Origin of the sequence: Pseudomonas sp. St386 (assembly GCF_018325865.1) — a bacterium.
GTDB classification, from domain to species: Bacteria; Pseudomonadota; Gammaproteobacteria; order Pseudomonadales; family Pseudomonadaceae; genus Aquipseudomonas; species Aquipseudomonas brassicacearum.
Window position 1 is genome coordinate 620,769 of the sequence record NZ_AP021900.1, and the last position, 25,530, is coordinate 646,298.

The 25,530-nt window shown below is 60.7% G+C and carries 23 protein-coding genes and 1 riboswitch; of the genes, 16 read left to right on the forward strand and 7 right to left on the reverse strand.

The features are described 5' to 3' along the window. Positions 1 to 27 precede the first annotated feature (27 nt). Positions 28 to 1,884, reverse strand: coding sequence for a bifunctional O-antigen ligase/aminoglycoside phosphotransferase family protein (locus KI235_RS02670; RefSeq protein WP_013692121.1), 1,857 nt, complete (start codon positions 1,882 to 1,884; stop codon positions 28 to 30). Between the two features lie 153 nt (positions 1,885 to 2,037). On the opposite strand from KI235_RS02670, the gene msbA reads away from it, so the two are divergent. From msbA to KI235_RS02705, 7 genes are all read left to right on the forward strand, one after another. After that, on the forward strand, positions 2,038 to 3,840 hold the full coding sequence (gene msbA, locus KI235_RS02675; RefSeq protein ID WP_003197131.1) for a lipid A export permease/ATP-binding protein MsbA: 1,803 nt from the start codon (positions 2,038 to 2,040) through the stop codon (positions 3,838 to 3,840). 182 nt (positions 3,841 to 4,022) lie between these two features. Continuing rightward, positions 4,023 to 4,727 (forward strand): sulfotransferase family 2 domain-containing protein, encoded by a 705-nt coding sequence (locus KI235_RS02680; protein WP_003197133.1) that lies wholly within the window; start codon positions 4,023 to 4,025, stop codon positions 4,725 to 4,727. After that, on the forward strand, positions 4,720 to 5,328 hold the full coding sequence (gene cysC, locus KI235_RS02685; RefSeq protein ID WP_027911959.1) for an adenylyl-sulfate kinase: 609 nt from the start codon (positions 4,720 to 4,722) through the stop codon (positions 5,326 to 5,328). Before KI235_RS02680 ends, cysC begins: the two co-directional genes overlap by 8 nt. Positions 5,329 to 5,427: 99 nt before the next feature. Continuing rightward, a complete protein-coding gene (hldE, locus tag KI235_RS02690) occupies positions 5,428 to 6,849 on the forward strand; it encodes a bifunctional D-glycero-beta-D-manno-heptose-7-phosphate kinase/D-glycero-beta-D-manno-heptose 1-phosphate adenylyltransferase HldE (protein WP_003197139.1) in 1,422 nt (473 codons plus the stop codon). Positions 6,850 to 6,955: 106 nt separating this feature from the next. Beyond that, positions 6,956 to 7,930, forward strand: coding sequence for a glycosyltransferase (locus KI235_RS02695; RefSeq protein ID WP_003197141.1), 975 nt, complete (start codon positions 6,956 to 6,958; stop codon positions 7,928 to 7,930). 5 nt (positions 7,931 to 7,935) lie between these two features. After that, positions 7,936 to 8,640 carry a hypothetical protein gene (locus KI235_RS02700; protein WP_013692123.1) on the forward strand — a complete coding sequence of 235 codons (705 nt, stop codon included), beginning with the start codon at positions 7,936 to 7,938 and terminating at the stop codon, positions 8,638 to 8,640. 72 nt (positions 8,641 to 8,712) lie between these two features. Continuing rightward, positions 8,713 to 9,519 (forward strand): hypothetical protein, encoded by an 807-nt coding sequence (locus KI235_RS02705; protein WP_003197145.1) that lies wholly within the window; start codon positions 8,713 to 8,715, stop codon positions 9,517 to 9,519. 2 nt (positions 9,520 to 9,521) lie between these two features. On the opposite strand, the gene KI235_RS02710 is transcribed toward KI235_RS02705, so the two are convergent. From KI235_RS02710 to KI235_RS02725, 4 genes are all read right to left on the reverse strand, one after another. Continuing rightward, positions 9,522 to 10,487, reverse strand: coding sequence for a hypothetical protein (locus tag KI235_RS02710; RefSeq protein ID WP_003197147.1), 966 nt, complete (start codon positions 10,485 to 10,487; stop codon positions 9,522 to 9,524). 34 nt (positions 10,488 to 10,521) lie between these two features. Continuing rightward, entirely contained in the window at positions 10,522 to 11,334 is an 813-nt protein-coding gene (locus KI235_RS02715; protein ID WP_212795479.1) for an aldo/keto reductase, read from the reverse strand. Continuing rightward, on the reverse strand, positions 11,331 to 12,506 hold the full coding sequence (locus KI235_RS02720; protein ID WP_039013575.1) for an FAD-dependent oxidoreductase: 1,176 nt from the start codon (positions 12,504 to 12,506) through the stop codon (positions 11,331 to 11,333). The genes KI235_RS02715 and KI235_RS02720 overlap by 4 nt, the downstream gene beginning before the upstream one ends. Positions 12,507 to 12,697: 191 nt before the next feature. Beyond that, on the reverse strand, positions 12,698 to 13,030 hold the full coding sequence (locus KI235_RS02725; RefSeq protein WP_003197153.1) for a multidrug efflux SMR transporter: 333 nt from the start codon (positions 13,028 to 13,030) through the stop codon (positions 12,698 to 12,700). 103 nt (positions 13,031 to 13,133) lie between these two features. Between KI235_RS02725 and KI235_RS02730 the strand changes: the two genes are divergently transcribed. Continuing rightward, complete coding sequence (locus KI235_RS02730) at positions 13,134 to 14,024, forward strand: LysR family transcriptional regulator (RefSeq protein ID WP_003197154.1); 891 nt, start codon at positions 13,134 to 13,136, stop codon at positions 14,022 to 14,024. 22 nt (positions 14,025 to 14,046) lie between these two features. After that, positions 14,047 to 15,327, forward strand: coding sequence for a lipid IV(A) 3-deoxy-D-manno-octulosonic acid transferase (gene waaA / locus KI235_RS02735; RefSeq protein ID WP_003197156.1), 1,281 nt, complete (start codon positions 14,047 to 14,049; stop codon positions 15,325 to 15,327). A gap of 38 nt (positions 15,328 to 15,365) precedes the next feature. Here waaA and KI235_RS02740 read toward each other — a convergent pair whose 3' ends face one another. After that, positions 15,366 to 16,805, reverse strand: coding sequence for a TolC family outer membrane protein (locus KI235_RS02740; protein WP_003197157.1), 1,440 nt, complete (start codon positions 16,803 to 16,805; stop codon positions 15,366 to 15,368). 174 nt (positions 16,806 to 16,979) lie between these two features. After that, a riboswitch (TPP riboswitch) is annotated at positions 16,980 to 17,085 on the forward strand. A 175-nt stretch (positions 17,086 to 17,260) separates the two neighbouring features. On the opposite strand from KI235_RS02740, the gene thiC reads away from it, so the two are divergent. Next, complete coding sequence (thiC, locus tag KI235_RS02745; RefSeq protein ID WP_003197160.1) at positions 17,261 to 19,150, forward strand: phosphomethylpyrimidine synthase ThiC; 1,890 nt, start codon at positions 17,261 to 17,263, stop codon at positions 19,148 to 19,150. Between the two features lie 98 nt (positions 19,151 to 19,248). After that, positions 19,249 to 20,541, forward strand: coding sequence for a putative hydroxymethylpyrimidine transporter CytX (gene cytX / locus KI235_RS02750; RefSeq protein ID WP_013692126.1), 1,293 nt, complete (start codon positions 19,249 to 19,251; stop codon positions 20,539 to 20,541). Here the strand turns inward: cytX and KI235_RS02755 are convergent. Beyond that, the gene (locus KI235_RS02755; protein WP_003197166.1) at positions 20,510 to 21,256 is read right to left on the reverse strand and encodes a DUF3298 domain-containing protein; all 747 of its coding nucleotides are present in this window, start codon (positions 21,254 to 21,256) and stop codon (positions 20,510 to 20,512) included. The two genes, cytX and KI235_RS02755, sit on opposite strands and share 32 nt — an antisense overlap. A 214-nt stretch (positions 21,257 to 21,470) precedes the next feature. Here KI235_RS02755 and KI235_RS02760 point away from each other — a divergent pair, with 214 nt between their 5' ends. The 5 genes from KI235_RS02760 to KI235_RS02780 all read left to right on the forward strand — a co-directional run bounded on the left by KI235_RS02760 (position 21,471) and on the right by KI235_RS02780 (position 25,500). After that, on the forward strand, positions 21,471 to 22,088 hold the full coding sequence (locus KI235_RS02760) for an NUDIX domain-containing protein (protein ID WP_003197169.1): 618 nt from the start codon (positions 21,471 to 21,473) through the stop codon (positions 22,086 to 22,088). Beyond that, a complete protein-coding gene (locus tag KI235_RS02765) occupies positions 22,079 to 22,531 on the forward strand; it encodes a DUF1249 domain-containing protein (RefSeq protein ID WP_003186471.1) in 453 nt (150 codons plus the stop codon). Before KI235_RS02760 ends, KI235_RS02765 begins: the two co-directional genes overlap by 10 nt. A 99-nt stretch (positions 22,532 to 22,630) precedes the next feature. After that, the gene (gene cpdA, locus KI235_RS02770) at positions 22,631 to 23,446 is read left to right on the forward strand and encodes a 3',5'-cyclic-AMP phosphodiesterase (protein ID WP_003197172.1); all 816 of its coding nucleotides are present in this window, start codon (positions 22,631 to 22,633) and stop codon (positions 23,444 to 23,446) included. A 493-nt stretch (positions 23,447 to 23,939) separates the two neighbouring features. Next, the gene (locus KI235_RS02775) at positions 23,940 to 24,299 is read left to right on the forward strand and encodes a DUF6124 family protein (protein WP_003197174.1); all 360 of its coding nucleotides are present in this window, start codon (positions 23,940 to 23,942) and stop codon (positions 24,297 to 24,299) included. Between the two features lie 592 nt (positions 24,300 to 24,891). After that, positions 24,892 to 25,500: a YqiA/YcfP family alpha/beta fold hydrolase gene (locus KI235_RS02780; protein ID WP_003197175.1), complete on the forward strand. Its 609-nt coding sequence runs from the start codon at positions 24,892 to 24,894 to the stop codon at positions 25,498 to 25,500. The last annotated feature ends 30 nt before the right edge of the window (positions 25,501 to 25,530 follow it).

Below are 25,530 nucleotides of genomic sequence, written 5' to 3' on the forward strand. Positions count from 1 at the left end.
GCTAAAAGTCTGGGATTCGAGGGGGCATCATGCCCGGGCTGGGTTGCTTCCCGACAAAATACGCTTTTGCAGGTTATCGACGGCCGGTTTTGAGGCAACCTTGGCGTAACCGTCAAGCAGCGCCTCAAGATGTTGTTCGAAAAGCCAGCCGTAATCTTCCTTATAACGCTGCATGTGGCGCAGATTGCGCTGGCGAAGCGCGATCCTGAGGGACGACGGATAGAGATGCAGGTCGGCGACATCGATCAGGCCGAATTCACCGTTTTCCAGCACCAGCACATTGCCCAGATGCAGTGAGCGAAAGTAAACACCTCGCTCGTGCAGTTGCGCCATGAACTTACCAAAGCCTTCGACCAGGGCGTGGCGCTGCGCGGGCGTAGAAGTATCTTGCAGCGCCTGGCGCAAGGTTATCCCTGGGAGGGGAACGTAGTGCACCGCGCTGCTGCCGTCGTTCAGATGGTACACGTGGCGGATTGTCGGGCTCGGTATTCCCAGGTTTTGCAATTGTTGGCTGTGCACCGCAAAGCGCTCGGAATAAGGATTGAAGCCGCCCGAGGTGTACCAGCGGCGTGCGCGAAACAGCTTGAGAAAATCTCCCCCCTCCAGGCGCAGGACTTTTGGTCCCAGACCGTCGGATTCGATCACTTGGGCGCCTGAGGCAAGGCTGTCCAGGGCTTGCGGTGTCAGCCGTTGCACAGGCGTGACCAGCAAGCGCCTGGCGCGATAATTGATGCTCAAGGCGGCGATCAGGGCCAGGGGGATCCACAGCAGGAACCAATGCTCCTTCGGCCGGGAAAGAATGCCGCCACCTTCAGTCAGCCCCGCTGCCATGCCGTATACCAGCCAGGTGGAAGCGACCACCAACAAGGGCTGGACCCGATAACGCCAGCTGCTCAGCAAGCTCCAGGCCTGGAAAAAGATCCATGGAACAAAGCCAATAATCCCGACGTAGTACAGGACGCCGAGGGCAAAGTTATGAGGCTCCGCCAGCATGTAGCCGATGCCTGGATCCACCTCCAGGTCGGCGCCGTAGCCGTGACCGATCCAGGGATGCTCGGCTATCGCCTGCAAGATGATCTGCCAGATCTCGAAGCGGTACGAGTCCCCGCGGGCGAAGATCATCTCGTAAAACAATACGCCTGTGACGCCGCCGCCAATGATCAGGAGACTGAACAAGGCAAGCGAACGACGATTCCAGCAAAGGACGCCTATCCAGATGGCGGCGGCGCACAATGCGACCAAGGGGGTCCGTGAGCCGGTAGCGACGACTGCGGTGAACATGACCAGGGCCGCAGGGACAGTCAGCCAGAAAATATGGCGATTTTTCCAGAGCATGCTCAGGCTTAACCAGTAGACGCAGAAAAAGCCGTACAGGTGTGAGGCGAGCAGTGGATTGTCGAAGGCGCCGCCGCCAATCAGGCGCATTTCCGGCTGATATATCTGGGCAAACGCATATAAGTTGTAGAGCGTGGCGATCAGGGCGACCGTTGCCGCGCAAAACAGTAGAGGATGCAGCAGGTCGCTACGATAGCGCACCAACAGGTAACAGCCGACGAACAAGAACACGGTATGCAATGCGGTTTTGATCGGGCGTGCGATATTTTCGGCCTCGGGTGCCCACGACAGGCTGATCAGCGCCCAGCCCGCGAATATCAAGAGGGCGACGAAAACCGGCTCGCGGATCAGTTCCTTCAACGCGCTCGGCCTCAGGCACACGGCTATGAGGGCGGGGATGCTGAACAAACCGTAGAACAATTTATGGTGCTGGCTGCGCCCCGGCAGAAAGAACAAGGCGCACAGCAGCAGCAAGAAGCCAAGCGGAAGAATCCATTGGCAGATGAAGTCGAAAACTCTATTGGACGTGGCGAGGTGCTTGGATAACATGCTTAGGAATTCATTCCTGAAATCGGTTGGCCATTCAAGGTGATGGCTTTTTGGTGTTTTGCAGACGCGTAACAATAACAGCCTTAGCGGTTTGCCAGAACACCGAAGAAGCTGTGTTAAAGTCAGCCTCCTTTTTATCGATATTCGCGTGATATGGCCGACTCCAGTCTTCCCGCAAGCCCTTCGAGCTTGAAAATCTATTTCCGCCTGCTTGGCTACGTGAAGCCCTATATCGGCTTGTTCGGGCTGAGTATCATCGGGTTCCTGATTTTCGCTTCCACCCAGCCGATGCTCGGCTACATCCTCAAGTATTTCGTCGACGGCCTCTCCAATCCGAACGCGGTGCTGTTTCCGACGGTCCCTTACCTGCGTGACCTGCAGTTGCTACAGGCCGTGCCGCTGCTGATCATCGTCATTGCTGCCTGGCAGGGATTGGGTTCGTACCTGGGCAATTATTTCCTGGCCAGGGTTTCGCTAGGGTTGGTACATGACTTACGGGTGCAGTTGTTCAACAACCTGCTGACCCTGCCCAACCGCTATTTCGACAAACATAACTCGGGTCACCTGATTTCCCGTATCACGTTTAACGTGACCATGGTGACGGGGGCGGCAACGGATGCGATCAAGGTCGTTATCCGTGAAGGCATGACCGTGATCTTCCTGTTCGCGTCACTGTTGTTCATGAACTGGCGCCTGACCCTGGTGATGGTGGCGATCCTGCCATTGATCGCGCTCATGGTCCGTACCGCGAGCAAGAAATTCCGCAAGCAAAGCAAGAAAATCCAGGTTGCGATGGGCGACGTGACGCATGTCGCCTCCGAGACCATCCAGAGTTATCGCGTCGTGCGCAGTTTCGGTGGCGAGGTCTACGAGCAGAAACGCTTCCTCCAGGCCAGCCAGGGCAATACCGACAAGCAGTTGCGCATGACTCGTACCGGTGCGATCTACACGCCGGTGTTGCAACTGGTGATTTACAGCGCCATGGCGGTGCTGATGTTCCTCGTCTTGTATTTGCGTGGAGATGCTTCGGCGGGCGACATGGTGGCCTACATTACCTTGGCCGGTTTGCTGCCCAAGCCGATTCGCCAGCTGTCGGAAGTCAGTTCCACCATCCAGAAAGGCGTGGCGGGGGCCGAAAGCATCTTTGAGCAGTTGGATGTCAAGCCGGAAACCGATACCGGTACCATCGAGCGTGATGCTGTCAGCGGGCGGTTGGACGTGCGCCATCTGAGCTTCACCTACCCGGATACCGACCGGCAGGTACTGAACGACATCAGCTTCTCTGTCGAGCCTGGGCAGATGGTTGCATTGGTGGGGCGTTCGGGCAGCGGTAAATCGACCCTGGCTAATCTGATTCCGCGTTTCTACCACCATGACGAAGGCGAGATACTGCTCGATGGTGTTGAGATCGAACAGTACAAGCTATTGAATCTGCGCCGTCATATTGCCCAGGTGACCCAGCATGTAACGTTGTTCAGCGACACGGTGGCCAACAATATCGCTTATGGCGACCTGGCCGGTGCGCCGCGAGTCGATATCGAGAAAGCGGCTCAAGACGCCTATGCCATGGACTTCATCAGGCAGTTGCCTCAAGGCCTGGACACTCAGGTCGGGGAAAACGGCGTGTTGCTCTCCGGCGGCCAACGCCAGCGCCTGGCCATTGCCAGGGCCTTGTTGAAAAACGCCCCGCTGTTGATTCTGGACGAGGCGACTTCCGCACTGGACACCGAGTCCGAACGACACATCCAGGCTGCGCTGGACCAGGTGATGAAAGGCCGTACGACCCTGGTGATAGCCCACCGTCTTTCGACCATCGAAAAAGCCGATCTGATCCTGGTGATGGATCAGGGGCGCATTGTCGAGCGCGGGACCCATGGCGAACTCCTGGCGCAGAATGGTTATTACGCACGCCTGAATGCCATGGGGCTGGACGCTCCGGCCCAGGATATCGCCTGAATACAAGTGGAACCTGCGGGGCTGGGCCGGCTCAGCCCCCAAAGGCATTTGTAACAAGGTCGATACCCATATTGACCAATCCACCATAAATCTACGACTCGCGCTTGGTAAGGTTCTGGCCACAGGACTTTCCTGGACTCACCTCTGTCATCGAGGGGGCACCCTCTCGCGCGAGTACTTGAATGCTGCAACGTTATCTCTGGAAGCTACTGCCCAAGTCGCAGCGCTCCTTTCTATTGGGGCGCCTGTCGGTTGTCGACCGACAGGTCGTGAACAAATCGATGTCGGCCAATTGCCGTTTCCCCGAAGCTTTCGCCCAGCGCGGCTGCCTGTTCATCCATGTGCCCAAATGCGCCGGCAGCAGTATTTGCGTGGGGCTTTTCGATGGCTACAGCCCGGGTCACCTGCCGTTGTATTGGTACGAAGAGCAGTTCGCAAAGCAGTACGCCGCCAGTTTCAAGTTTGCCTTTGTTCGTGATCCGCTGGAACGTGCATATTCGGCCTATGCTTTCCTGCGTGGCAACACCTTGGGGCCGCGGGATCTTGCGGCCCAGAGACTGGTTGGCCAATACCGCGACTTCGATGATTTCGTCGCGCGTTGGCTGCATCCGGAGAACATCACCCGGCAAATGCATTTCGCTGCCCAGACGGACTTCCTTACCGACTCCCTCGGCCACCTGGCGATGGACTTCATCGGTTATCAGGAATACCTCGGTCGGGACTTTCAGCGAATATGCGAGCATCTGGGGCTGGCCGCGACGTTGCCTCATGTGAACCGCACCCGGCAGCGCGCTGCGGTGCCGGTAAGGGAAATCTGCTCGGTACGGACCCGTCGGCTGGTGCGGCGGGTGTACCAACGTGACTACGAGATGCTTGGTTATGAATGAAACGTCAAAGGTATCGATGCAACAGGTGCAGATTCGTCCTTGTGCGCAGGCGCTCACGCCCGAGGATCGGGCCGCCATCAAAGCCCAGCGCCCCCGCTGTATCTGGCTGACCGGGCTGTCGGGGGCGGGCAAGTCGACACTGGCCAATGCCCTGGAAGTCCAGCTCAACCAGATGGGCCTGCACACGGCCCTGCTCGATGGCGACAACCTGCGCCAGGGGTTGTGCCGGGGCCTGGGCATGGATGCCGAGGCCCGCAAGGAAAATATCCGTCGCATTGCCGAAGTGGCGCGCTTGATGATCGACGCCGGCCTGATCGTCATCGTTGCCGCCATCTCACCGTTTCGCGCTGACCGGGAAGCGGCCCGACAGCTGTTCCCCGAGGGCACCTTCGTGGAGGTTTATGTGAGTACCCCTTTCGGTGTCTGTGCCCAGCGTGACCCGAAGGGGCTGTACCGCGAAGCCCTTGCCGGGCGGATCAAGAACTTCACCGGGCTCGACAGTCCCTACGAGGCGCCGCTTGCGCCGGACTGTGAGATCAACACCAGCGAGGTGGATCTGGCCCAGGCTTGTGCGCGACTAACGGCGTTGCTGCAAATCTGATCGAGCACACATCCTGGCTTCGCGTTGCAGCCATGGACAAGCCTTCGTTCGCCCTGTGCTAATATCCCCGCCCTGTTCATTTTGTATGTGGGATGCTCCATGAAGTTGTCCATGCCGCGATTCGATCAAGCCCCTGTATTGGTGGTCGGCGATGTCATGCTCGACCGCTATTGGCATGGCGGTACCTCACGGATTTCCCCTGAGGCGCCGGTACCGGTAGTCAAGGTCGAACACATCGAGGATCGCCCCGGTGGTGCCGCCAACGTTGCCCTGAACATCGCCGCCCTCGGCGCGCCGGCTTCCCTGGTGGGCGTAACTGGCGACGACGAGGCTGCCGACAGCCTGACCAACAGTCTCAAGGGCGCCGGCGTGCGTGCGATATTCCAGCGCATCGCGCACCAGCCGACTATCGTCAAGCTGCGGGTCATGAGCCGTCACCAGCAACTGCTGCGCATCGACTTCGAAGAACCTTTCGCCACCGATCCCCTGGCCCTCGGTGCCGAGGTCGACAACCTGCTTGAAGGCATCAAGGTGCTGGTGTTGTCGGACTATGGCAAAGGCGCGTTGAAAAACCACCAGTCGCTGATCCAGGCCGCTCGTGCCCGTGGCATTCCGGTCCTGGCCGATCCCAAGGGCAAGGATTTCTCCATCTACCGTGGTGCCAGCCTGATCACGCCGAATCTCAGTGAATTCGAAACCATCGTTGGTGGTTGTGCCGATGAGCACGAACTGGTGAGCAAAGGCGCGCAACTGATGCAAGACCTCGACCTTGGCGCCTTGCTGGTAACCCGTGGCGAGCATGGCATGACCCTGTTGCGCCCCGATCACCCTGCGTTACACCTGCCGGCCCGTGCCCGTGAAGTGTTCGACGTGACGGGTGCTGGCGACACCGTGATTTCCACCTTGGCCGCGGCGATTGCTGCAGGCGAGGAATTGCCCCATGCGGTCGCCCTGGCGAACCTGGCGGCAGGCATTGTCGTCGGCAAGCTCGGCACGGCAGCTATCAGCGCCCCCGAGCTGCGTCGCGCCATCCAGCGCGAGGAAGGCTCCGAGCGAGGCGTGCTGGGCCTGGAGCAACTGCTGCTGGCCGTTGACGACGCCCGTGCCCACAACGAAAGAATCGTCTTCACCAACGGTTGCTTCGACATTCTGCACGCGGGCCACGTGACCTACCTCGAGCAGGCCAGGGCCCAAGGCGATCGCCTGATCGTCGCGGTCAATGACGATGCATCCGTGAGCCGTCTCAAAGGGCCAGGGCGTCCGATCAACAGCGTCGACCGGCGCATGGCGGTCCTGGCCGGCCTGGGTGCGGTGGACTGGGTAATCAGCTTCAGCGAGGGAACGCCGGAAAACCTGCTGCGCCAGGTCAAGCCGGATGTGCTGGTCAAGGGCGGTGACTACGGGATTGATCAGGTCGTGGGTGCGGACATCGTCACGGCCTACGGCGGTACAGTGAAGGTGTTGGGGCTGGTGGCAAATAGTTCGACGACGGCGATTGTCGAGAAGATTCGCAGCCGTTGAAGGGATCATTTTGTATTCCAGAGAAGGCCTTATATGGCAAGCGTTGCCTTTGCGGCCTGAGCTTGCTCATGGGGCCAGCTCGTTTCGTTTCGTGGTTAGTTAACTTATGAAAATCATGCTTCTGGTTATGGATGAACAGCGTGTGATCCTTGATCGATTGTATGCAGTCGTGCGAGAGAATTGCGACGACTGCACAATCTATCGCTTGAGTAAGCCGCAGCAAATGAAACTTGGCAAGTTCCTGGCCTCGGTCAATTATGAAGATTTCGATCGGGTGGTGATTTTTTCGCGGGTCAAGCGCCTGGCACCGCAATTGAGCGTATTGAAGTGTATTCCGGGGCTGATCTTCCTGGAGCACGACGCTTATCAGAACTACATGCCTGAAAGTAAATATCAGGGCGTCTACTCGCGTCTGTACCGTCGTTTGCCCAGTTGCCGCGCCTTGGTGTCAGGGGCTGTGGTGGCTCGCCGGATGCAAGCCGAGAACATCGATGCGGTGTTCGTCTCCAAAGGTTATGACGAACAGATGCTGCGCAATACCGACAGTGTCCGCGATATCCCCATTGGTTTTCTCGGCAGTCTCAAGAGCACTGAATATGCTCAACGCAAAGCGCTGCTTGAATCCCTGGTACAACGCACCGGCATGCTCGTGACACGCACCCAATCGGGGCGCGAGTATCTGGAGACACTCAACCGCATCAAGATCTTTGTCAGCGCCGACCTGGGAATGGGGGAGTTCATGATCAAAAACTTCGAGGCCATGGCCTGCGGTTGCGTGTTATTGGCCTGGAGTCAGGGCGAGGAAGATCGACTGCTGGGCTTTGAGGACATGGAAAACACCGTTTTCTATCGTTCCGAGGACGAGGCGGTGCAGAAGCTCGAGCTGCTGCAGCGTGATCCGGAACTGGCCGCGCGGATCGCCCGCAATGGCCAAGCCTTCGCCGAGAGCCGCTATTCTTTTGCGCGTGTCGGGCGGGCCCTGGCCGAGGAAATCCAGCGTGAAATGCGCCCCTGGCAAGCCCCTTCGGTATTCACTCGCGGATGGGTCAAGCTGCGTTATGGCATGAATGTGCCGGGGTAAACGACATGGCGGATCGTGTACCTCAAATCAATGATGAGATGGCGCTCGATAGATTGCCGGGCGGTCATCAATCGCTGGCGGAGGCGTTGCCCCAGGCGTTGAAGGACTGTTTGGGAAGAGCGTCACGGGTGGTGCTGGTGGCGAATAATCCAGCGATCACTGCGGCCGATTTCCAGGCGCTCGATATCGGCAGTGACGACGTGGTCGTGACCTTCAATACCTGCGTGAAGTCGGCACTGCTCAGCCCGCGCAGCGTTAATGTGTTCGTCCATGGCTTTAATGCCCCCGACGCTTATTTCTTCGGCCTGCCTTACAACGCCGAGGTCCAGCGATTGTTCGACCAGCCCGACGCACGCTGCTTCACAATGTTGGTGGGGTGCACCGGGGATATGTCGCCACTGCCGGGCGTGGCCTTGTTTTGGGAGCGCATTCCATTACCGCCTTTGTGGAACTATCCGGTCAACAGGGAGGGTGGCAAGCGCTATGTCGGTCCTTCGACGGGCTTCAATGCACTGGTGCTGTTCGATTGGTTGCGCGGCCATGCCGGTTATACCTACCAAATCATGACCCTGGGTTTTTCCAACGAGGCGGGAAAGTTCTGGAGCGGGCACGCTTGGGAATATGAGCGGCAATGGCTGCTCGAGGCCGATGTGAGTGTTGTGCCGTTGCAACGCTGCCGTTGGTGGCAAAGGTGGTTTCGTCGTCCTTGAGTCGCATTGGCAAGTTGAGCCATTTGATGCGATGCCGCCGGGCAATTCTTTTTTACGACAAGGGCAGGACGCGTGTTGAAAGTTGCGCTGGCTTTTTTTGGTATTCCGAGAAACTCGGAAATCTGTTTTCCCTCTATTCAAGAGAACGTCCTGGCACAGATTCCTGCCGGGAGCGAAGTACAGTGTTTTTATCATCTGTACAAAATCGATGAAATCCGCAATCCGCGCTCGGGGGAGCAAGGTGAACTGAAAGCGGACAACTATGCGCCGTTCAGCACCATGACCGGTCGCCTCGACTCTACCGAGGGAGTCCTGGAACGCTGGGACTTCGAGCGGGTCAAGTCCTTGGGCGATACCTGGGGAGATGAGCATGCTTCGCTCAGAAATCTGATCTACCAGCTCAATTCCCTGAATGCCGTTACGGCCATGATGGAACCGTTTGATCCGGATTTCGTCGTGTTTGTGCGCCCTGACAATTTCTACCACACAGCGCTTCCGGCATATGTGTTCGCTCATCCTGATGCACGCAGATTGAATGCCTACATCCCGGACTGGCAATGGTGGGGGGGCTTGAACGACCGTTTCGCTATTTGCGGGCGTGATGCCTACCGAGCCTATGGCAAGCGTATCGAACGTATTTTCGATTTTTGCGAGGCAACGGGTAGGCAACTGCATTCCGAGCGGCTGCTCAAATACGCATTGCAACAAGCACAGGTGAAGGTTTGCACCCTGCCGACCACGGCGTCACGGGTGCGAATCGATGGCGCCTTCGCCGAAGAGTCTTTCTCGCCCAAGCGTGGCATGGGTAAGCGCGAGAATCGCTATTTCCATCTGTTTGCACGGTGGCGAACCTATCTGGATAAGCGGCGTTCCAGTTGACGCTATTTGTGTAGCGTCCCGCGAACCATGCGCATCAGGCCCATGGCTTTCTTGTGCAAGGTGGTCAGGCCTTGGCGACGAGGCGTGTGCACTTCCAAGCCTTGTTTCACCAGCCAATCCTTCCAGCGGATGCGTTCGTCGCGGACCACCCAGCCCTCTTGGCTGGCGAAGCTTTCGGCCAGGTGCAGGCCTCGGGTGCTGGCCGCAATCAGTTGATCACGTTTAAGCGTATAGAGCTCACCAATCGGCTTGCCATCTTCAAGCGGCATCAGGTACAGATCGGGCCGTTTGCGATCCAGGCGCGCGACCAACTGGTCGCCTTCCAGACGCTCATCGACGTGAAACAGGCTCAGGGACTTGGCTTCCTTGGGCACATCCAGACGCAAGTCATAAATCAGTTGTAGCGATGCCGTCGGCAGGTGCACGTAGGCCCGTGGTCGCTCGATCAGTTGCAGGTTGGCGCTGCGCACCGGGCGGGCCGAGCCCGAGAGTGGCGTCAGCCGAAACGGCAAGGCTTCGCGGTAATGCAGGGCCGTGGCGTAGGGGGCCGGCAGCCAGGTGTCGTTGAAACGCCCTCCGAGCCAGCCTTCCGGGGTTTCCAGCAGGCATTCTTCGGCAATTTCGCTGATGGCGGTGAGCAGCGGCAGGTTTAGCTCGTGGGCCGGGACGTAGCCGGAAATCAGCTTGAGCACCACATCGCCGCGATCCTGCCGACGTTGGCGCACCAGTACCCAATAGTCGCGGTTCTGCCAATGCAGGGTCAGGCGCACGGAAACGCCCAGGTTTGCCAACTCCAGGGAAAAACGCTCGGTATCGGCCACGGCTACCGGGCGGCGGCGCTGCAAGGTCTGGGCGAAATTCAGCGGCATCCCGACGCTCTGGTAAGTCAGGCCTTCGGGTGTCGCTTCGACGAACAGGGGCAGGGTCTTGAAGTTGCTGGGATTCTTTCTGATGAGCGTACGCGGCATGTCGGCTCCTTCCTTAAGGCCGCGTAGGGCGGCGTCAGTTTTTACGCAGGACCTTGGCTACGGTCGCGACGTTATGGGCGAGGTGCAGCGGATTGATGGTGCCGACAATAGCACTGGCGACACCAGGATGCTCAAACAACAGTTCGAAGCTGGCGCGAACCGGGTCTACCCCGGGGCTCAGGCAGACGTGACCACTGGCCAGGGCTTTCTTCACCAGGATCGCTTTGCCGTGTTCGCTGGCGTATTCAATGACAGCCTTTTCGTTTCGTTCGTTCAGATTGTAGGTGACCATCGCACAATCGCCTTGCTCCAGGGCTTTCAAGCCACCGTCGACGGTCTTGCCGGAAAAACCGAAGCCGCCGATCTTGCCCTCGCGCTTGAGCGCCGCCAGGGTCGGGTAGACCTCGCTGTCGTTGAGGATCGCCAGGTCGTTGCCATCCGAATGTACCAGGACCAGGTCGATATAGTCGGTTTCCAGGCGCTTGAGGCTGCGTTCCACCGAAAATCGGGTATGGGTGGCACTGAAGTCGTGGCGCGATTGGCCGTCGCTGAATTCTTCGCCGACCTTGCTGACAATCACCCAGTCCTGGCGTTGGCCGCGCAGCAGCGGGCCGAGGCGCTCTTCGCTGCGGCCATAGGCCGGCGCGGTGTCGATCAGGTTAATACCCAGGTCGCGCGCCAGTCTGAGCAACATGCGCGCTTCGTCGTCATCGGGGATCCGAAAGCCGTTGGGGTATTTGACGCCTTGGTCGCGACCGAGCTTGACGGTGCCCAGGCCCAGGGGGGAGACCCGCGGGCCGTCATGGCCCAGGGGGCGATAGAGGTCATGCAGGGTCGGTTGGCTCATGGCAGCAGTTGCTCCCAGGCAGGGACGCCCATGGGCGGCTTCGGCAGGTCCGGCAGTGGGGCCGGGTGGCTTGGCTGGATACCATCGCGTTGCAGGGCATTGACCACCCGATCGGCGAAGTCCGGCGCCAGGGCCAATTTAGTCGGCCAGCCCACCAGCAGGCGATCCTGTTCGGCGAGGAAGGCGTTGTCCGGGCGGGTCAGGCCTGACTGCAACGGTTCGGCGCGGTCAACCCGCAGCGTGGCCCAGTGCGCGGTGCTCAGGTCAATCCAAGGCAACAATTGGCCGAGTTCTTTCTGGGCGGCGGCGATCTGCGCGGCAGGCTCGCGGGTCACGCCATCACCTTCGGCCAGATCGCCACCCACGTACCAGACCCATTGGCCATCGGCCGCCGGGTGGGTGGTCACGGTGACGCGCGGCTTCGGTCCGCCGCCCAGACAATGGGCGTAGAGGGGCTTGAGGCTGGGGCCCTTGACCAGGACCATGTGCAACGGTCGGCGCTGCATGGCTGGCTGGTCCAGGCCCAGGGCGCTGAGCAGGTCGGCGGTGCCGCCCCCGGCGCTGAGGACAATGCGCTGGGCACGAATCTCGCGGCCATCGACCTTGAGTCCGATCAGCTCGCCACCTTCGCGCAGCGGTTCGATGTGCTGCCCGGCCAGCAAGCTGTCGCCGGCCAGTTCCGCCAGGCGCGCGATCACGCTCGGCACGTCCACCACCAGCTCGGCCAGGCGATAGACCTTGCCCTTGAAGCGCTTGTCTTGCAGGGCCGGTGGCAACTGATCGCCCTTGACCTGATCGACCCGCCCGCGCACGGCCTTGCTGGCAAAGAAACTGGTGAGGTTGCCGGCCAGGGTGCCGGGGGACCAGAGGTAATGGGCATCGGACAGCATGCGCACGCCGGACAGGTCCAGCTCACCTTCACCTTTCAGGGCCTCACGCCAGCGACGCGGCATGTCGGCGATGGCTTCCGAGGCACCGGTCAGGGCGCCGTGCAGGGCGTACTTGGCGCCGCCATGGATGATGCCCTGGGATTTGACACTCTGCCCGCCGCCGAGGCTGGCGCTTTCCACCAGCACGGTCGAAAAACCCTGGCGACGCAGGCGTGCATTCAGCCAGAGGCCGGCGACGCCTGCGCCGACAATCAGAATGTCGGTGGAAATAACGGATGGCATGAGCGACCTCAATGTTCAAGACGAGGGCGCAGTATACAGACTCGATGCAGAGGGAATTTGTTGGCGATCAACCTGTGGGAGCAAAGCTTGCTCGCGATACAGGCAACTCGATTTCTTTAAGACCGCAGAGCCGTCATCGCGGGCAAGCCTTGCTCCCACACAAGCCTTGTTCCCATAGTTTCTGACTCTTGTTAGTGCCCGGCAGTCTTGGAAAAGAGTTGGATCACGACAACCCCGAGAACAATCAACGCCATCCCCAGCATCGCCGGCACGTCCAGTTTCTGCCCGTAGATGAACAGCGCCGCCACACTGACCATGACGATCCCCAGCCCGGCCCAGACCGCATAGGCCACGCCCACCGGTACGGTGCGCACCACCAGCGTCAGCATCCAGAATGCGGTGCCGTAGCCGACGATGACCAGCAGCAAAGGCAGAGGTGTGCTCAGGCCCTTGATCGCTTTCATTGAAACGGTGGCGATGACTTCGGCGCAGATGGCGATGGCCAGGTAGTAGTAGGCGTTCATGAGCGGTTCCTCTTCGACGGTTGCGTCTTTCGATGGGGCCATTCTAGAGGTGGGGCAGATGCGGTAAAGTCATTACCTATCTGTAATGGAGATAGGTTGAGCCATGAACGTACAGTGGAACCTGGAGCAATTGCGGCTATTTGTCGGGGTCGCCGAGAAACGTTCGTTTTCAGCCGTGGCCCGGGATCAGCGCAAGGCCCAATCGGCCATCAGCAGTGCGATTGCGTTGCTGGAGACGGATTTGGGCGTGAGCCTGTTCGAGCGCAGCAGCGGTCGTCAGCCCAGGCTCACCGACGCTGGCGAAGCCTTGCTTGAAGAGGCCAGGGAAGTGCTGCGTCAGTGCGAGCGTCTCAATGGCCGGGCCCTGGCCCTGATGCGCGGGCAGGAAGCGTCGCTGCGCCTGGCCCAGGACGAAGCCATGCCCTATCAGCCGGTCATCGACAGCCTGGCGGCCCTGGCCGAGCAATTCCCCACCCTCGAAGTGCAACTGGCCAGCGCCGCCCAAGGCGATGTGGCGCGCAAACTGGTGGAGCGCCGCGCCGACCTCGGCTTGCTGTTCTATCACGACCAGATCCCCGAGGCGCTGGAGCGCCGGGTGCTGGGCAGCGTCGAGATGGTGACGGTGTGCGGCAGGGGCCACCCACTGGCGAACCATGCTTATGTGACCTGCCGGGAAATGGCCCGGCATCGCCAGTTGTTGATGGCGACCCAGTCCAGTGTCTATCCCGGCAGTGAGCAGGCCAGCCCGCAGGTCTGGCGGGCCGACAGTTTCTATGTGCTGGCCGAATGGCTGAGGAGTGGCCTGGGCTGGGCCTGGTTGCCTCGGCATGTGGTGCAATACCCGGCGTACCTGGGCGACATGGTCGAACTCAGCAGCGAATGGACCCCGCCGGCCCTGGTGGTGGAACTGGTCTGGCGCCGCGACGAACCCCTGGGCCCGGCCGCGCGTTGGCTGGCGGAACGTTTTGCCGTGCAGTTGCAGGCGATTGGCTGAAAAACCGATAAACTCCGCCGCCATGAACAGAACTCTCTATAGCGCGTTGTTTTACCTGGGGCTGCCACTGGTAGCGATTCGGCTGTGGTTGCGGGCCCGCAAGGCGCCGGCTTATGCCCGGCGCATTGGCGAGCGGTTCTCCTGGGGGCTGCCGGTCATGGTGCCTGGGGGCATCTGGGTCCACGCGGTGTCGGTGGGCGAGAGCATCGCCGCCGCGCCAATGATCCGCGCCTTGCTGCAACGTTATCCACAGCTGCCGATCACGGTCACGTGCATGACGCCCACCGGTTCGGAGCGGATCCAGGCGTTGTTCGCCAACGAGCCGCGCATCCAGCATTGCTATTTGCCTTACGACTTGCCCTGCGCCGCCAAGCGTTTTCTCGACCGGGTCCGGCCGTCCCTGGCGGTGATCATGGAAACCGAGCTGTGGCCCAACCACATTCACCAATGCGCCAGGCGCGGCATTCCCGTGGCCCTGGCCAACGCGCGGTTGTCGGAGCGCTCGGCGCGGGGCTATGGGCGCTTTCCCAAGCTCACCCGGCCCATGCTCGCCGAGATGAGCCTGTTCGCCGTGCAGACCGAAGCCGAAGCCGAGCGTTTTCGCCAATTGGGCGCGCGGGCGGAAACCGTCGAAGTCACCGGTTCCATCAAGTTCGACCTGACCATCGACCCGCAACTGCTCGAAGACGCCAGCGCCTTGCGCCGCCAGTGGCAGGCAACCGAGCGCCCGGTGTGGATCGCCGCCAGTACCCATGAAGGCGAGGACGAAGTGGTGCTGGCCGCCCACCGTCGGTTGCTCGAGAGTTATCCCGATGCGTTGCTGATCCTGGTGCCGCGTCATCCCGAGCGCTTCGACGCAGTGCACCAACTGTGTGTAAGCGAAGGGTTGGCCACGGTGCGGCGCTCCAGCGGCCAGTCCGTGACCGCGCAGGCTTCGGTGTTGCTCGGTGACACCATGGGTGAATTGCTGTTTCTCTATGCGTTGGCCGACAGCGCGTTTGTCGGTGGCAGCCTGGTGCCCAACGGTGGGCACAACCTGCTCGAGCCGGCGGCGCTGGCGAAACCGGTGCTCAGCGGGCCGCACTTGTTCAACTTCCTCGAAATAGCCGCGCAACTGCACGCTGCCGGTGCGCTGGCGGAAGTGGACGATGCCGAAAGCCTGGCCCTGGCGGTACAGCGCCTGTTCGAACTGCCCCGCGATGCCCAGCGTATGGCCGAGGCGGGGTTGAAGGTGATGCGCAGCAACCAGGGCGCATTGCAGCGATTGCTGGAGGGGTTGGGGCGGTTGCTCGCCAGACAGTGATCATTCCCACGCAGAGCGCGGGAATGATCGGCACTTAATTACTGCGTCGGCCGTGAGCGCAATTGCGCCGCTGCCGCTTGCGCCAGGTCCGGCGGCAGGAAGTCGCGGTCCGGGTTGTAGTCGGGCTTGAGGTAGCGCGACAGGTCCTGCAGGTCCGCTGGGCTCAACGTTCCGGCCGCCTGCTTGAGACGCAGGTTGTCGAGGATGTAGTCGTAGCGGGCGTTGTTGTAGTTGCGCACCGAGGTGTACAGCTGACGCTGGGCGTCGAGCACATCAACGATGTTGCGGGTGCCCACCTGGTAGCCGATTTCCGTGGCTTCCACCGCGCTCTGGTTGGAGATGATCGACTGGCGCCGGGCCTGGACCTGTTCCACGTCGGTGTTTACCGCGCGGTGCAGGTTGCGGGTGTTTTCCACCACCTGCCGGCGCAGGCCTTCGCGTTGCTGCTCGGTCTGGGTGAGCTGCGAGTAGGACTCACGCACTTGGGAGCTGGTCAGTCCGCCGCTGTAGATCGGGATGCTCAGTTGCAGGCCGATGGTGCGTTGCTCGGCATCGCCGCCATAACGCTGGCCTGTGGGGTTCGGGTTGGTGAAACCGAGGCCGTCGTTGTCGCCTTTTTTGTACTGGGCTATCGCATCGAGGGTCGGCGCATGGCCAGCCTTGCGTTGGCGCAGGGTGTCCTCGGCGGCATCGACGGCGTAGTTGCTGGCCAGCAGGTTCAGGTTCTGCTTGGCCGCCGTGTCGACCCAGGCTTTGGCATCGTTCGGCGTCGGCGGCAGGATCGGCAGGGTGTGGACGATGCCCTGGAGCGAGTTGTACTGGCGGTTGGTCAGGGTGATCAAGGCTTCGAAGGCATCGTCGACCTGGCGCTGGGCGAGGATCCGGTTGGCCCGTGCTGTGTCGTAGCTGGCCTGGGATTGCAGCACGTCGGTCTTGTCCGACAGGCCTACGTCGAAGCGTTCGTTGGATTGGTCGAGCTGGCGCTTGAACGCGGCCTCCTCGGCCTTGGTCGAGGCCAGGTTGTCCTGGCTGCGCAGCACGTTGAAGTAGCTCTCGGCGCTTTGCAGGATCATGTTCTGTTCAGTGGCCGACAGTTGCAGCGACGCTTGTTCGTCGACGGACTTTGCCGCCTGGAGCTGGAACCAGCGGTCGGCGCGGAAAATCGGCTGGGACAGCGTCGCCTGGTAAACCGTGGAGCTGCGGGTGGCGGTCATCGCCGGCTGGTCAAGCTCGGTACGCGTGTTGTTCAGGTCGGCGCCGGCCGAAAGGTTGGGCAACAACCCGGCGCGAGCCTGGGGTACCACTTCCTTCTGGGCGCCATACTGGGCGCGGGCCGCGGCCAGGTCGGCGTTGTTGTCCACCGCTTCCTGATACACGCTCACCAGATCGGTTTTGGTGGTCAGGGGCGCTTCGGCAGCCCATGCCATTGCGTTGGACGCACAAGACACGGCAAGGGCCAGTGAAAGTTTGCGCAGCATGAGGCTATCCCTGCTTTATAAAATGAGAGTTCACGAATGAGAGTGCGCATATCGATGTGCGCGGCGTAGCGAGTGTAGTTGCGCCTGCGCGCGGCAACAATCCTGTATATGCGCCATTCATCACGCCTTTTGCCCTGGTGATGGCGTTCTCTCGTGGTTGTGTCTAGACTGGCCGGGTTCTTGTCGGGGTGCCTTGCTATGAGGCTGAGATCGAATAATTTCGGATCCCGTTGAACCTGATCAGGTTAGCGCCTGCGTAGGGAACAAGATTTCTCGTCACCCGGCGAGTCCTCTTGTGCTTCGTCCGGGATGTTGTTCGACCATCGACTTTCGATCTTCGAACATGCTCGAGCAGCAAGCACAGCGTCCGCACTTTCGTGCTGGGACGCGTCCATTCGTTACAGGTTCGCTCCGACAAAAATCCACTGCCTGGATGTGTGTCTGGAGAGCCCGTGATGACGACAAAATCAAAAAACGCGACCAACCTGAGTGAATCGGCCCAGGTCGATCAGCAATCGGTTCAGCCCTTTACCCGCTCGCAAAAAATCTATGTCCAGGGCAGCCGCCCGGATATCCGTGTGCCCATGCGCGAAATCAGCCTCGACGTGACCCCCACCGACTTCGGCGGCGAAATCAACGCGCCGGTCGTGGTGTACGACACCTCGGGCCCCTACACCGACCCGAACGTGATCATCGACGTGCGCAAAGGCCTGGCCGATGTGCGCTCTTCGTGGATCGAAGCCCGTGGCGACACCGAGCGCCTGGCGGGCCTGAGCTCCAGCTTCGGCCAGGAACGCCTGGCCGATCCCGAGCTGACCAAGCTGCGCTTCGCCCACGTGAACAACCCGCGTCGCGCCAAGCCGGGTGCCAACGTCAGCCAGATGCACTACGCGCGCAAAGGCATCATCACCGCCGAGATGGAATACGTCGCCATCCGCGAAAACATGAAGCTGGAAGTCGCCCGCGCCGCTGGCCTGCTGGACCAGCAACACGCCGGCCACAGCTTCGGCGCCAGCGTGCCGAAAGTCATTACCCCGGAATTCGTGCGTGACGAAATCGCCCGTGGTCGCGCGATCATCCCGGCCAACATCAACCACACCGAACTGGAACCGATGATCATCGGCCGTAACTTCCTGGTGAAGATCAACGGCAACATCGGCAACAGCGCGTTGGGTTCGTCCATCGAAGAAGAAGTGGCGAAGCTGACCTGGGGCATCCGTTGGGGTTCGGACACGGTCATGGACCTGTCCACCGGCAAGCACATCCATGAAACCCGCGAGTGGATCATCCGCAACTCGCCGGTACCGATCGGCACTGTGCCAATCTACCAGGCCCTGGAAAAAGTCGGCGGCGCGGCCGAAGACCTGACTTGGGAGCTGTTTCGCGACACGCTGATCGAACAGGCCGAGCAGGGCGTCGATTACTTCACCATCCACGCCGGCGTGTTGCTGCGCTATGTGCCGATGACCGCCAAGCGCGTCACCGGTATCGTCAGCCGTGGTGGTTCGATCATGGCCAAGTGGTGCCTGGCGCACCACAAAGAGAACTTCCTCTACACCCACTTCGAAGACATCTGCGAAATCATGAAGGCCTACGACGTCAGCTTCTCGCTGGGCGATGGCCTGCGTCCGGGCTCGATTGCCGACGCCAACGACGAAGCGCAGTTCGGTGAGCTGGAAACCCTCGGCGAGCTGACCAAGATCGCCTGGAAGCACGACGTGCAATGCATGATCGAAGGCCCCGGCCATGTGCCGATGCAACTGATCAAAGAGAACATGGACAAGCAGCTCGAGTGCTGCGACGAGGCGCCGTTCTACACCCTCGGCCCGCTGACCACCGACATTGCGCCGGGCTACGACCACATCACCTCCGGCATCGGTGCGGCGATGATCGGCTGGTTCGGTTGCGCGATGCTCTGCTACGTCACGCCGAAGGAACACCTCGGCTTGCCGAACAAGGATGACGTGAAGACCGGGATCATCACCTACAAGATCGCCGCCCACGCCGCCGACCTTGCCAAGGGCCACCCGGGCGCGCAGATCCGTGACAACGCCTTGAGCAAGGCGCGTTTCGAGTTCCGTTGGGAGGACCAGTTCAACCTCGGCCTGGACCCGGACACCGCCCGCTCGTACCACGACGAAACCCTGCCGAAGGACTCGGCCAAGGTCGCGCATTTCTGCTCGATGTGCGGGCCGAAGTTCTGCTCGATGAAAATCACCCAGGAAGTGCGCGAGTACGCGGCCAACCAACGCATCGAGGCTGTGGACGTGGACGTTGCCCAGGGCTTGGCGGAGCAGGCAGAGCGGTTCAAGAAGGAAGGTAGTCAGCTTTACAAGAAAGTCTGATTTGAGCTGATGGGGGCGGTGTTTTCACCGCCCCCATCGCGAGCAAGCTCGCGATAGCGGCCCCCAAAACAACAAATATCCCTCTGAGACAACAACCCTTGAACATCCAACCCAGCACCTACTCCCCAGACACCGCCGTGCCCCTGGACAAGCGCGTCTTCGGCGCCCGCGATCTGTTTTCCCTGTGGTTCTCCCTGGGCATCGGCCTGATGGTCTTGCAGGTCGGCGCCTTGCTCGCGCCGGGCCTGGGCTTGAGTGGTTCGTTGCTGGCGATTTTCCTCGGTACGCTGGTGGGCGTCCTGCTGCTGGCGGCCGTCGGCGTGATCGGCAGCGACACCGGCCTGTCGGCCATGGCCGCGCTCAAGCTCAGCCTTGGCGGCAAGGGCGCGAGCGTGCCGGCGGTGTTGAACCTGCTGCAGCTGATCGGCTGGGGCTCGTTCGAAATCATCGTCATGCGTGACGCCGCCAGCCTGCTCGGTGCCCGAGCCTTCAGCGAAGGCAGCCTGGGCTCCAACCCACTGCTGTGGACGCTGTTCTTCGGCGCCCTGGCGACCCTGCTCGCGGTCAGCGGGCCGTTGACGTTCGTGCGCAAGGTCCTGCGCAAGTGGGGCATCTGGCTGCTGCTGGCGGCGTGTATCTGGTTGACCTGGAATCTGTTTGCCAAGGCCGACCTGGCAGCGCTGTGGGCCCAGGCGGGCGACGGCTCGATGCCGTTGGCGGTGGGGTTTGATATCGCCATTGCGATGCCGCTGTCGTGGTTGCCGCTGATCGCCGACTACTCGCGTTTCGGCAAACGCGCCAAAAATGTGTTTGGCGGCACCGCGTTGGGGTTCTTCATCGGTAACTTCTGGCTGATGAGCCTGGGCGTGGCCTACACCCTGGCGTTCGCGCCAAGCGGTGAAGTCAATGCGCTGCTGCTGGCCCTGGCGGGCGCCGGGTTGGGCATTCCGTTGCTGCTGATTCTGCTGGATGAGTCGGAAAACGCCTTCGCCGACATTCACTCGGCGGCGGTCTCCAGTGGCATGTTGTCGGGGCTGAAGGTCGAGCACCTGGCCTTGGCGATCGGCGTACTCTGCACCTTGATCGCCTGCTTCGCGCCGTTGGCGCAATACCAGAACTTCCTGTTGCTGATCGGCTCGGTGTTCGCACCGCTGTTCGGCGTGGTGCTGGTGGACCACTTCATCCTGCGCAAACGCAGCAGCCAAGTGGTGTCAGCCGCGTTGCGCTGGCCGGCCCTGTTGGCCTGGTTGGGTGGGGTGAGCACTTATCACTTGCTGGCCAACTTCTATCCGGACATCGGCGCAACCCTGCCGTCGCTGATCCTGGCAGGGTTGCTGCAACTGTTGCTGGGCCGGGCTTTCAGCTACGGCCGGGGAACAGCTCGGGCTTGAGGATGCCATTGAGGCGTGGGTAAGCGATCTTCAATTCGATGTGGCCCAGGGCGTATGGCGCGATGGTGCTCACTTCGTACTTGAGGATCACCCCGCCGTAGGTCAGCGCCACGTGTGGGGTTTTCTGGAAGGACCACTGTTTCAGGAACTCGGGTTCCTGATCCAGCTTGGTGCTGATCAGCCAACTGTTGTGGGCGACCTGGGCGGCTTTCCAGAACGCTTCTTCCTGGCCCGGCAGGAGCATGTCCGACAGTGTCAGCACCTTGTGTTGCTGGCGCGAATAGTTGATGAAGCCACGGCCCGGCGTACCGTGGGCGCCGCCGGTGTCCAGGTAGCTGGACAATTCGATGATCACCAGGCCGTCATGTTGCTCACGTACCTTGGCCTGCAAATAGCTGCTGTTGCGGGGCGTGGCGTTGCGCAGGAACTGCTCGCGATAGGCGGCAAGCGTCGGCGCAACCGGGGCGTCCGGGGTGGTGCGGGTCATTTGCAGCAGGCGTTTTTCGACGATGCCGTCCAGGGCCGGCTCGGTGGGGAAGTGCAGGGTATCGATGTTCACCAACGGGCAGTCGGCACTGGCGCAACCTTGTTGCAGTTGTTCCGACGCATCGCGGGTGGTTTCCAGCGGTGCGCGGTAATTGGGTTGGAACAGGCTTTGGCAAGCGCCCAGGGTCAGGGCAATGGCGGCCACGGAGGCAGTTTTGAAAAGCGACATGGGCGTCCTTCATGGAACAGGGAAAGGCGAAAAGTTACCCGCTTCGACTGCCAGCAGGACAATCAGTTCGCCACTAAGCTCATTAGAGTTCTTTCACCTTCTGCCGTCCATCCCGATGAGTGGAAAGGGGCTGCATCAAAGGGTACGGGCGCGTTAGGATGGCGCGAAGCCGAGGTTGGAACCTCGTATTGATCCATTGCACACGAGGATTGTCATGACCGATTTCGCCAACGCCGCACCGAGCACCGTGGACATCGTCAAGCGCGAGAGCTGCTTCCAGGGTTTCTACAAACTCGACCGTGTGCACTTGCGTCACGAATTGTTTGCCGGTGGCATGAGCCGCGAAATCAGCCGTGAATTGTTCGTGCGCCATGACGCGGTGTGCGTGTTGCCCTACGACCCGCAGCGCGATGAAGTGGTGTTGATCGAGCAGTTTCGCGTCGGCGCCATGGACAAGATCGCCAACCCTTGGCTGGTGGAATTGGTGGCCGGCCTGATCGACAAGGACGAACAACCGGAAGAAGTTGCTCATCGTGAAGCGCAGGAGGAAGCTGGGCTTGCCTTCGCTGCGCTTTGGCCGATGACCAAGTATTTTCCATCCCCGGGCGGCAGCGATGAATTCGTCCATTTGTACCTGGGGCGTTGCGACAGCACGGGGGCGGGCGGGCTGCATGGCCTGGTGGAAGAGGCGGAAGATATCCGCGTCAAGGTCTGGTCTTTCGAAGATGCCCTGCAAGCTGTGCGCGACGGACAAATCTGCAATGCACCGAGCATCATCGCCCTGCAATGGCTGGCCTTGAACCGCGAGGAAGTGAGGGGGCTATGGTCCTGAACAAGCTGCGCGATCGCTATCGCGTCGATCTGGTGGGGTTGCAGGCCGCCTGCGAGGCCAACTACGCCCGCCTGATGCGCTTGTTGCCGGACATGCGCAACGATCCGGCGCCGCGGCGTATCGCCGTGACCCACGGCGACCAGATGCTGGGCGTGCTGGCTCTGGAAGTGTTGCAGACTTGCCCCTACACCACCACGCTGCAAGTGCGCCAGGAGCACAGCCTGCCCTGGCTGCCGGTGCCGCAGCTGGAGGTCCAGGTCTATCACGATGCGCGCATGGCCGAAGTCGTCAGCGCCGAACATGCACGACGCTTTCGCGGCATCTATCCTTACCCCAATGCGTCAATGCACCAGCCGGATGAAAAAGCCCAGTTGAACCTGTTCCTGGGCGAGTGGCTGAGTCATTGCCTGGCGCTGGGCCACGAGTTCGAAGTCGTTCGGTAGTTGTGAACCGGTTCCGGTTCGCGGGTTTCCCCTTTCGATCATCCCCCAGCATAATTGCGGCTTCATGCAACGGCGTGACTGCGCCTGGGAGAGAGCGATTTGCCGAGCGTATCCAGCTTGACCACTGCCGATGCGGCGTTGCTGGTCCAACTGTCTGACAGCCATTTGTTCGCCGAGGCCGATGCCTCGTTGCTGGGCATGAATACCCGTGACAGTTTGTGGGCGGTCATTGATTTGGTGCTCAAGCAGCAGCCGGACATTGACCTGATGCTCGCCACCGGGGATCTGTCCCAGGACGGCACGCTGGAGTCCTACGCGGCGTTTCGGCAATTGACTGCGCGAATCGATGCGCCGGCGCGGTGGATTCCCGGCAACCATGATGAGCCGCAGGTGATGCTTGAGGCGGCGGTCAAGAGCACGTTGCTCAATCCGGTGGTGGACATTGGCAACTGGCGGGTGACGATGCTGGATTCCGCCGTGCCTGGTTCGGTGCCGGGTTTTTTGGCCGAGGAGCAGTTGATTCTGTTGGCCAATGCCTTGAGCGAGGCGCCGGAGCGGCATCACTTGGTGTGCCTGCATCATCATCCTGTTTCGATTGGGTGTGCGTGGATGGAGCCGATTGGGTTGCGTAATCCTGAGGCGCTGTTTGCGGTGTTGGATCGGTTTCCTCAGGTGCGGGCGGTGTTGTGGGGGCATGTGCACCAGGAGGTTGACCGGATGCGCGAGGGGGTTCGTTTGTTGGCTTCGCCTTCGACCTGTATTCAGTTTGAGCCGGGGAGTGAGGATTTTGCGGTGGGCTCGCAGGCGCCGGGGTATCGGTGGTTGCGATTGTTGCCGGATGGGCGGTTGGAGACGGGGGTTGAGCGGGTGGTTGGGTTTGCGTTTACCCCTGACTATGGCTCCAACGGTTACTGAGGACGAGGCGGCCTGACAGCCGGCCCGTCTCTCCCGGTCGTACATCCTTCAGATCTGTTTGAGCAGGACCTGTGGGAGCAAAGCTTGCTCGCGAGGCGGCCTGATAGCCGACCTGATTCTCCGGTCATACCCCGATCCAATTGTGTGGGCTTGCTCGCGAAGACGGCGGTACATTCAGCATGGATGCAAGCAGACCCACCGCCATCGCGAGCAAGCTTTGCTCCCACAGGGATCGGCGGTGGACACTGATCTTATAAACAGCCAAAAACCTGTGTGGGAGCGAGCTTGCTCGCGATGGCGGCTGACAGCCGACCAGGGTTTGTGGGAATGGTCGGACATCCTTCCTGGTTCAAGCAGATTTTTCCGACGAGCTCTGGCGGTTGCTGGGTGGGAAGGGCTGTCGCTAACCTTTTCCCGTCGCTGAAAGTTCAGCGGCCGGGCCTGGAAACCCGAAAGTAGGAGGGCGTTATTTCAATCCTAGTGGAGCGCCAACATGTCTGAAGATAACTCTGGGCCAACAAAAAAAGATTCCATTTCTCCCGAAGCCAGCCAGATTCCCCCGATACTCGATGAAGCCGCCAAGCGCGCCATCGACCATTATCTTGACCCCAAACCTCAAGCCAAAAAGAAAAAGCCCTCAGGTCAACTGTTCACCGTCGTGGAAGGCGTCGACACCGAAAGCCTGCTGGCCAACCTCAGCGAAACCCTGGCCTCAGCCGATGCCATGGTCAGCGACCTTGCCTTCGACCTGAAAGGCTCGCGACGCCATGTTGCCCTTGGCATTCAGCAACTGATCGAGCTGGGCGCTTTATTGGCGAATCGGATGCTGGACAACGTCAATACACAATCCTGACCACACCGCGCGCAGAGGCGAGCAAGATCGCTCCCACAATTGGACCGGAGTACGACCGGGAGAACCAGGTCGGCTGTCAGGCCCCCTCGCGAGCAAGCTTTGCTCCCACAGATCTGACGGGTGTACAACCGGGAGAGCCAGGTCGGCTGTTAGGCCGCCTCGTGGTGGACGTTGATCTCGGCGCCCCGTTAACCACGCTGGCCGAGCGCAGGCATTGTGGAGTGGGCAACCCGGCATGGATGCCGGGTTAGCCGCGCTGGGCCATGGATGGCCCTTCGCGGCGGGCCCACGGAGCAAATGCCTTCGTTCAGGCACACCGAGCCTAGGCGAGGTGCCAAGTGGTGGGGCAAGCCTTTTTTGCTTACTTTTTTTGGCGTTTGAAAAAAAGTGAGCCGCCGTCAGGGCGGAACCCTAAGTGGCCGTTACCGCAGAAATGGATATGTACTCAGTTAAGCCGCCATCGCGAGCAAGCTTTGCTCCCACAGGTGCTGTGATCGACGATTCATGGGAGGCAACAACACGGTCAAATCCCCCCAATCACCGCAATCTCCCTGTAAACTCCGGCTTTTGCCCAACACCCAGGGAGTCGGCAATGTCGGGTTCGATCCTTTATATCCATGGCTTCAACAGCGCCCCGGCGTCGACCAAGGCCTGTCAATTGACCGAGGTGATGGCACGCCTGGGCCTGAGCGACCAGTTGCAGGTGCCCGCCTTGCATCACCACCCCCGCCAGGCCATCGGTCAGTTGGAGCAGGCGATTACAGAACTGGGGCGCCCGCTGCTGGTCGGCAGCTCGCTCGGCGGCTACTATGCGACTCACTTGGCCGAGCGCCACGGCCTCAAGGCCCTGTTGGTCAACCCTGCCGTCAGCCCGCATCGGATGTTCGACGGTTACCTGGGCACGCAGAAGAATTTGTACACAGATGAAACCTGGGAATTGACCCACGACCACGTCACGGCCCTGGCCGAACTGCAAGTGCCGGCGCCCCGGGATCCGCAGCGGTTTCAGGTATGGTTGCAAACCGGTGACGAAACGCTGGATTATCGCCACGCCCAACAGTATTACCGCGCCTGTGCCTTGCGCATCCAGGCCGGCGGCGACCACAGTTTCCAAGGGTTTGCCCAGCAGTTGCCGGCGCTGTTGAGTTTTGCCGGCATTGGCGCCGATTTGTACCAGGCGATCGACTTCACGTCGCTGTGAGCCCATCGCCCCTTTTTCATTGAACACTGA

Excerpts from the sequence above, each read along its gene's own strand:
- KI235_RS02670 (WP_013692121.1), bottom strand. The coding sequence starts at position 1,884 with ATGTTATCCAAGCACCTCGCCACGTCCAATAGAGTTTTCGACTTCATC.
- msbA (WP_003197131.1), top strand. The coding sequence starts at position 2,038 with ATGGCCGACTCCAGTCTTCCCGCAAGCCCTTCGAGCTTGAAAATCTAT.
- KI235_RS02680 (WP_003197133.1), top strand. The coding sequence starts at position 4,023 with ATGCTGCAACGTTATCTCTGGAAGCTACTGCCCAAGTCGCAGCGCTCC.
- cysC (WP_027911959.1), top strand. The coding sequence starts at position 4,720 with ATGAATGAAACGTCAAAGGTATCGATGCAACAGGTGCAGATTCGTCCT.
- hldE (WP_003197139.1), top strand. The coding sequence starts at position 5,428 with ATGAAGTTGTCCATGCCGCGATTCGATCAAGCCCCTGTATTGGTGGTC.
- KI235_RS02695 (WP_003197141.1), top strand. The coding sequence starts at position 6,956 with ATGAAAATCATGCTTCTGGTTATGGATGAACAGCGTGTGATCCTTGAT.
- KI235_RS02700 (WP_013692123.1), top strand. The coding sequence starts at position 7,936 with ATGGCGGATCGTGTACCTCAAATCAATGATGAGATGGCGCTCGATAGA.
- KI235_RS02710 (WP_003197147.1), bottom strand. The coding sequence starts at position 10,487 with ATGCCGCGTACGCTCATCAGAAAGAATCCCAGCAACTTCAAGACCCTG.
- KI235_RS02715 (WP_212795479.1), bottom strand. The coding sequence starts at position 11,334 with ATGAGCCAACCGACCCTGCATGACCTCTATCGCCCCCTGGGCCATGAC.
- KI235_RS02720 (WP_039013575.1), bottom strand. The coding sequence starts at position 12,506 with ATGCCATCCGTTATTTCCACCGACATTCTGATTGTCGGCGCAGGCGTC.
- KI235_RS02725 (WP_003197153.1), bottom strand. The coding sequence starts at position 13,030 with ATGAACGCCTACTACTACCTGGCCATCGCCATCTGCGCCGAAGTCATC.
- KI235_RS02730 (WP_003197154.1), top strand. The coding sequence starts at position 13,134 with ATGAACGTACAGTGGAACCTGGAGCAATTGCGGCTATTTGTCGGGGTC.
- waaA (WP_003197156.1), top strand. The coding sequence starts at position 14,047 with ATGAACAGAACTCTCTATAGCGCGTTGTTTTACCTGGGGCTGCCACTG.
- KI235_RS02740 (WP_003197157.1), bottom strand. The coding sequence starts at position 16,805 with ATGCTGCGCAAACTTTCACTGGCCCTTGCCGTGTCTTGTGCGTCCAAC.
- thiC (WP_003197160.1), top strand. The coding sequence starts at position 17,261 with ATGACGACAAAATCAAAAAACGCGACCAACCTGAGTGAATCGGCCCAG.
- KI235_RS02755 (WP_003197166.1), bottom strand. The coding sequence starts at position 21,256 with ATGTCGCTTTTCAAAACTGCCTCCGTGGCCGCCATTGCCCTGACCCTG.
- KI235_RS02760 (WP_003197169.1), top strand. The coding sequence starts at position 21,471 with ATGACCGATTTCGCCAACGCCGCACCGAGCACCGTGGACATCGTCAAG.
- KI235_RS02765 (WP_003186471.1), top strand. The coding sequence starts at position 22,079 with ATGGTCCTGAACAAGCTGCGCGATCGCTATCGCGTCGATCTGGTGGGG.
- KI235_RS02775 (WP_003197174.1), top strand. The coding sequence starts at position 23,940 with ATGTCTGAAGATAACTCTGGGCCAACAAAAAAAGATTCCATTTCTCCC.
- KI235_RS02780 (WP_003197175.1), top strand. The coding sequence starts at position 24,892 with ATGTCGGGTTCGATCCTTTATATCCATGGCTTCAACAGCGCCCCGGCG.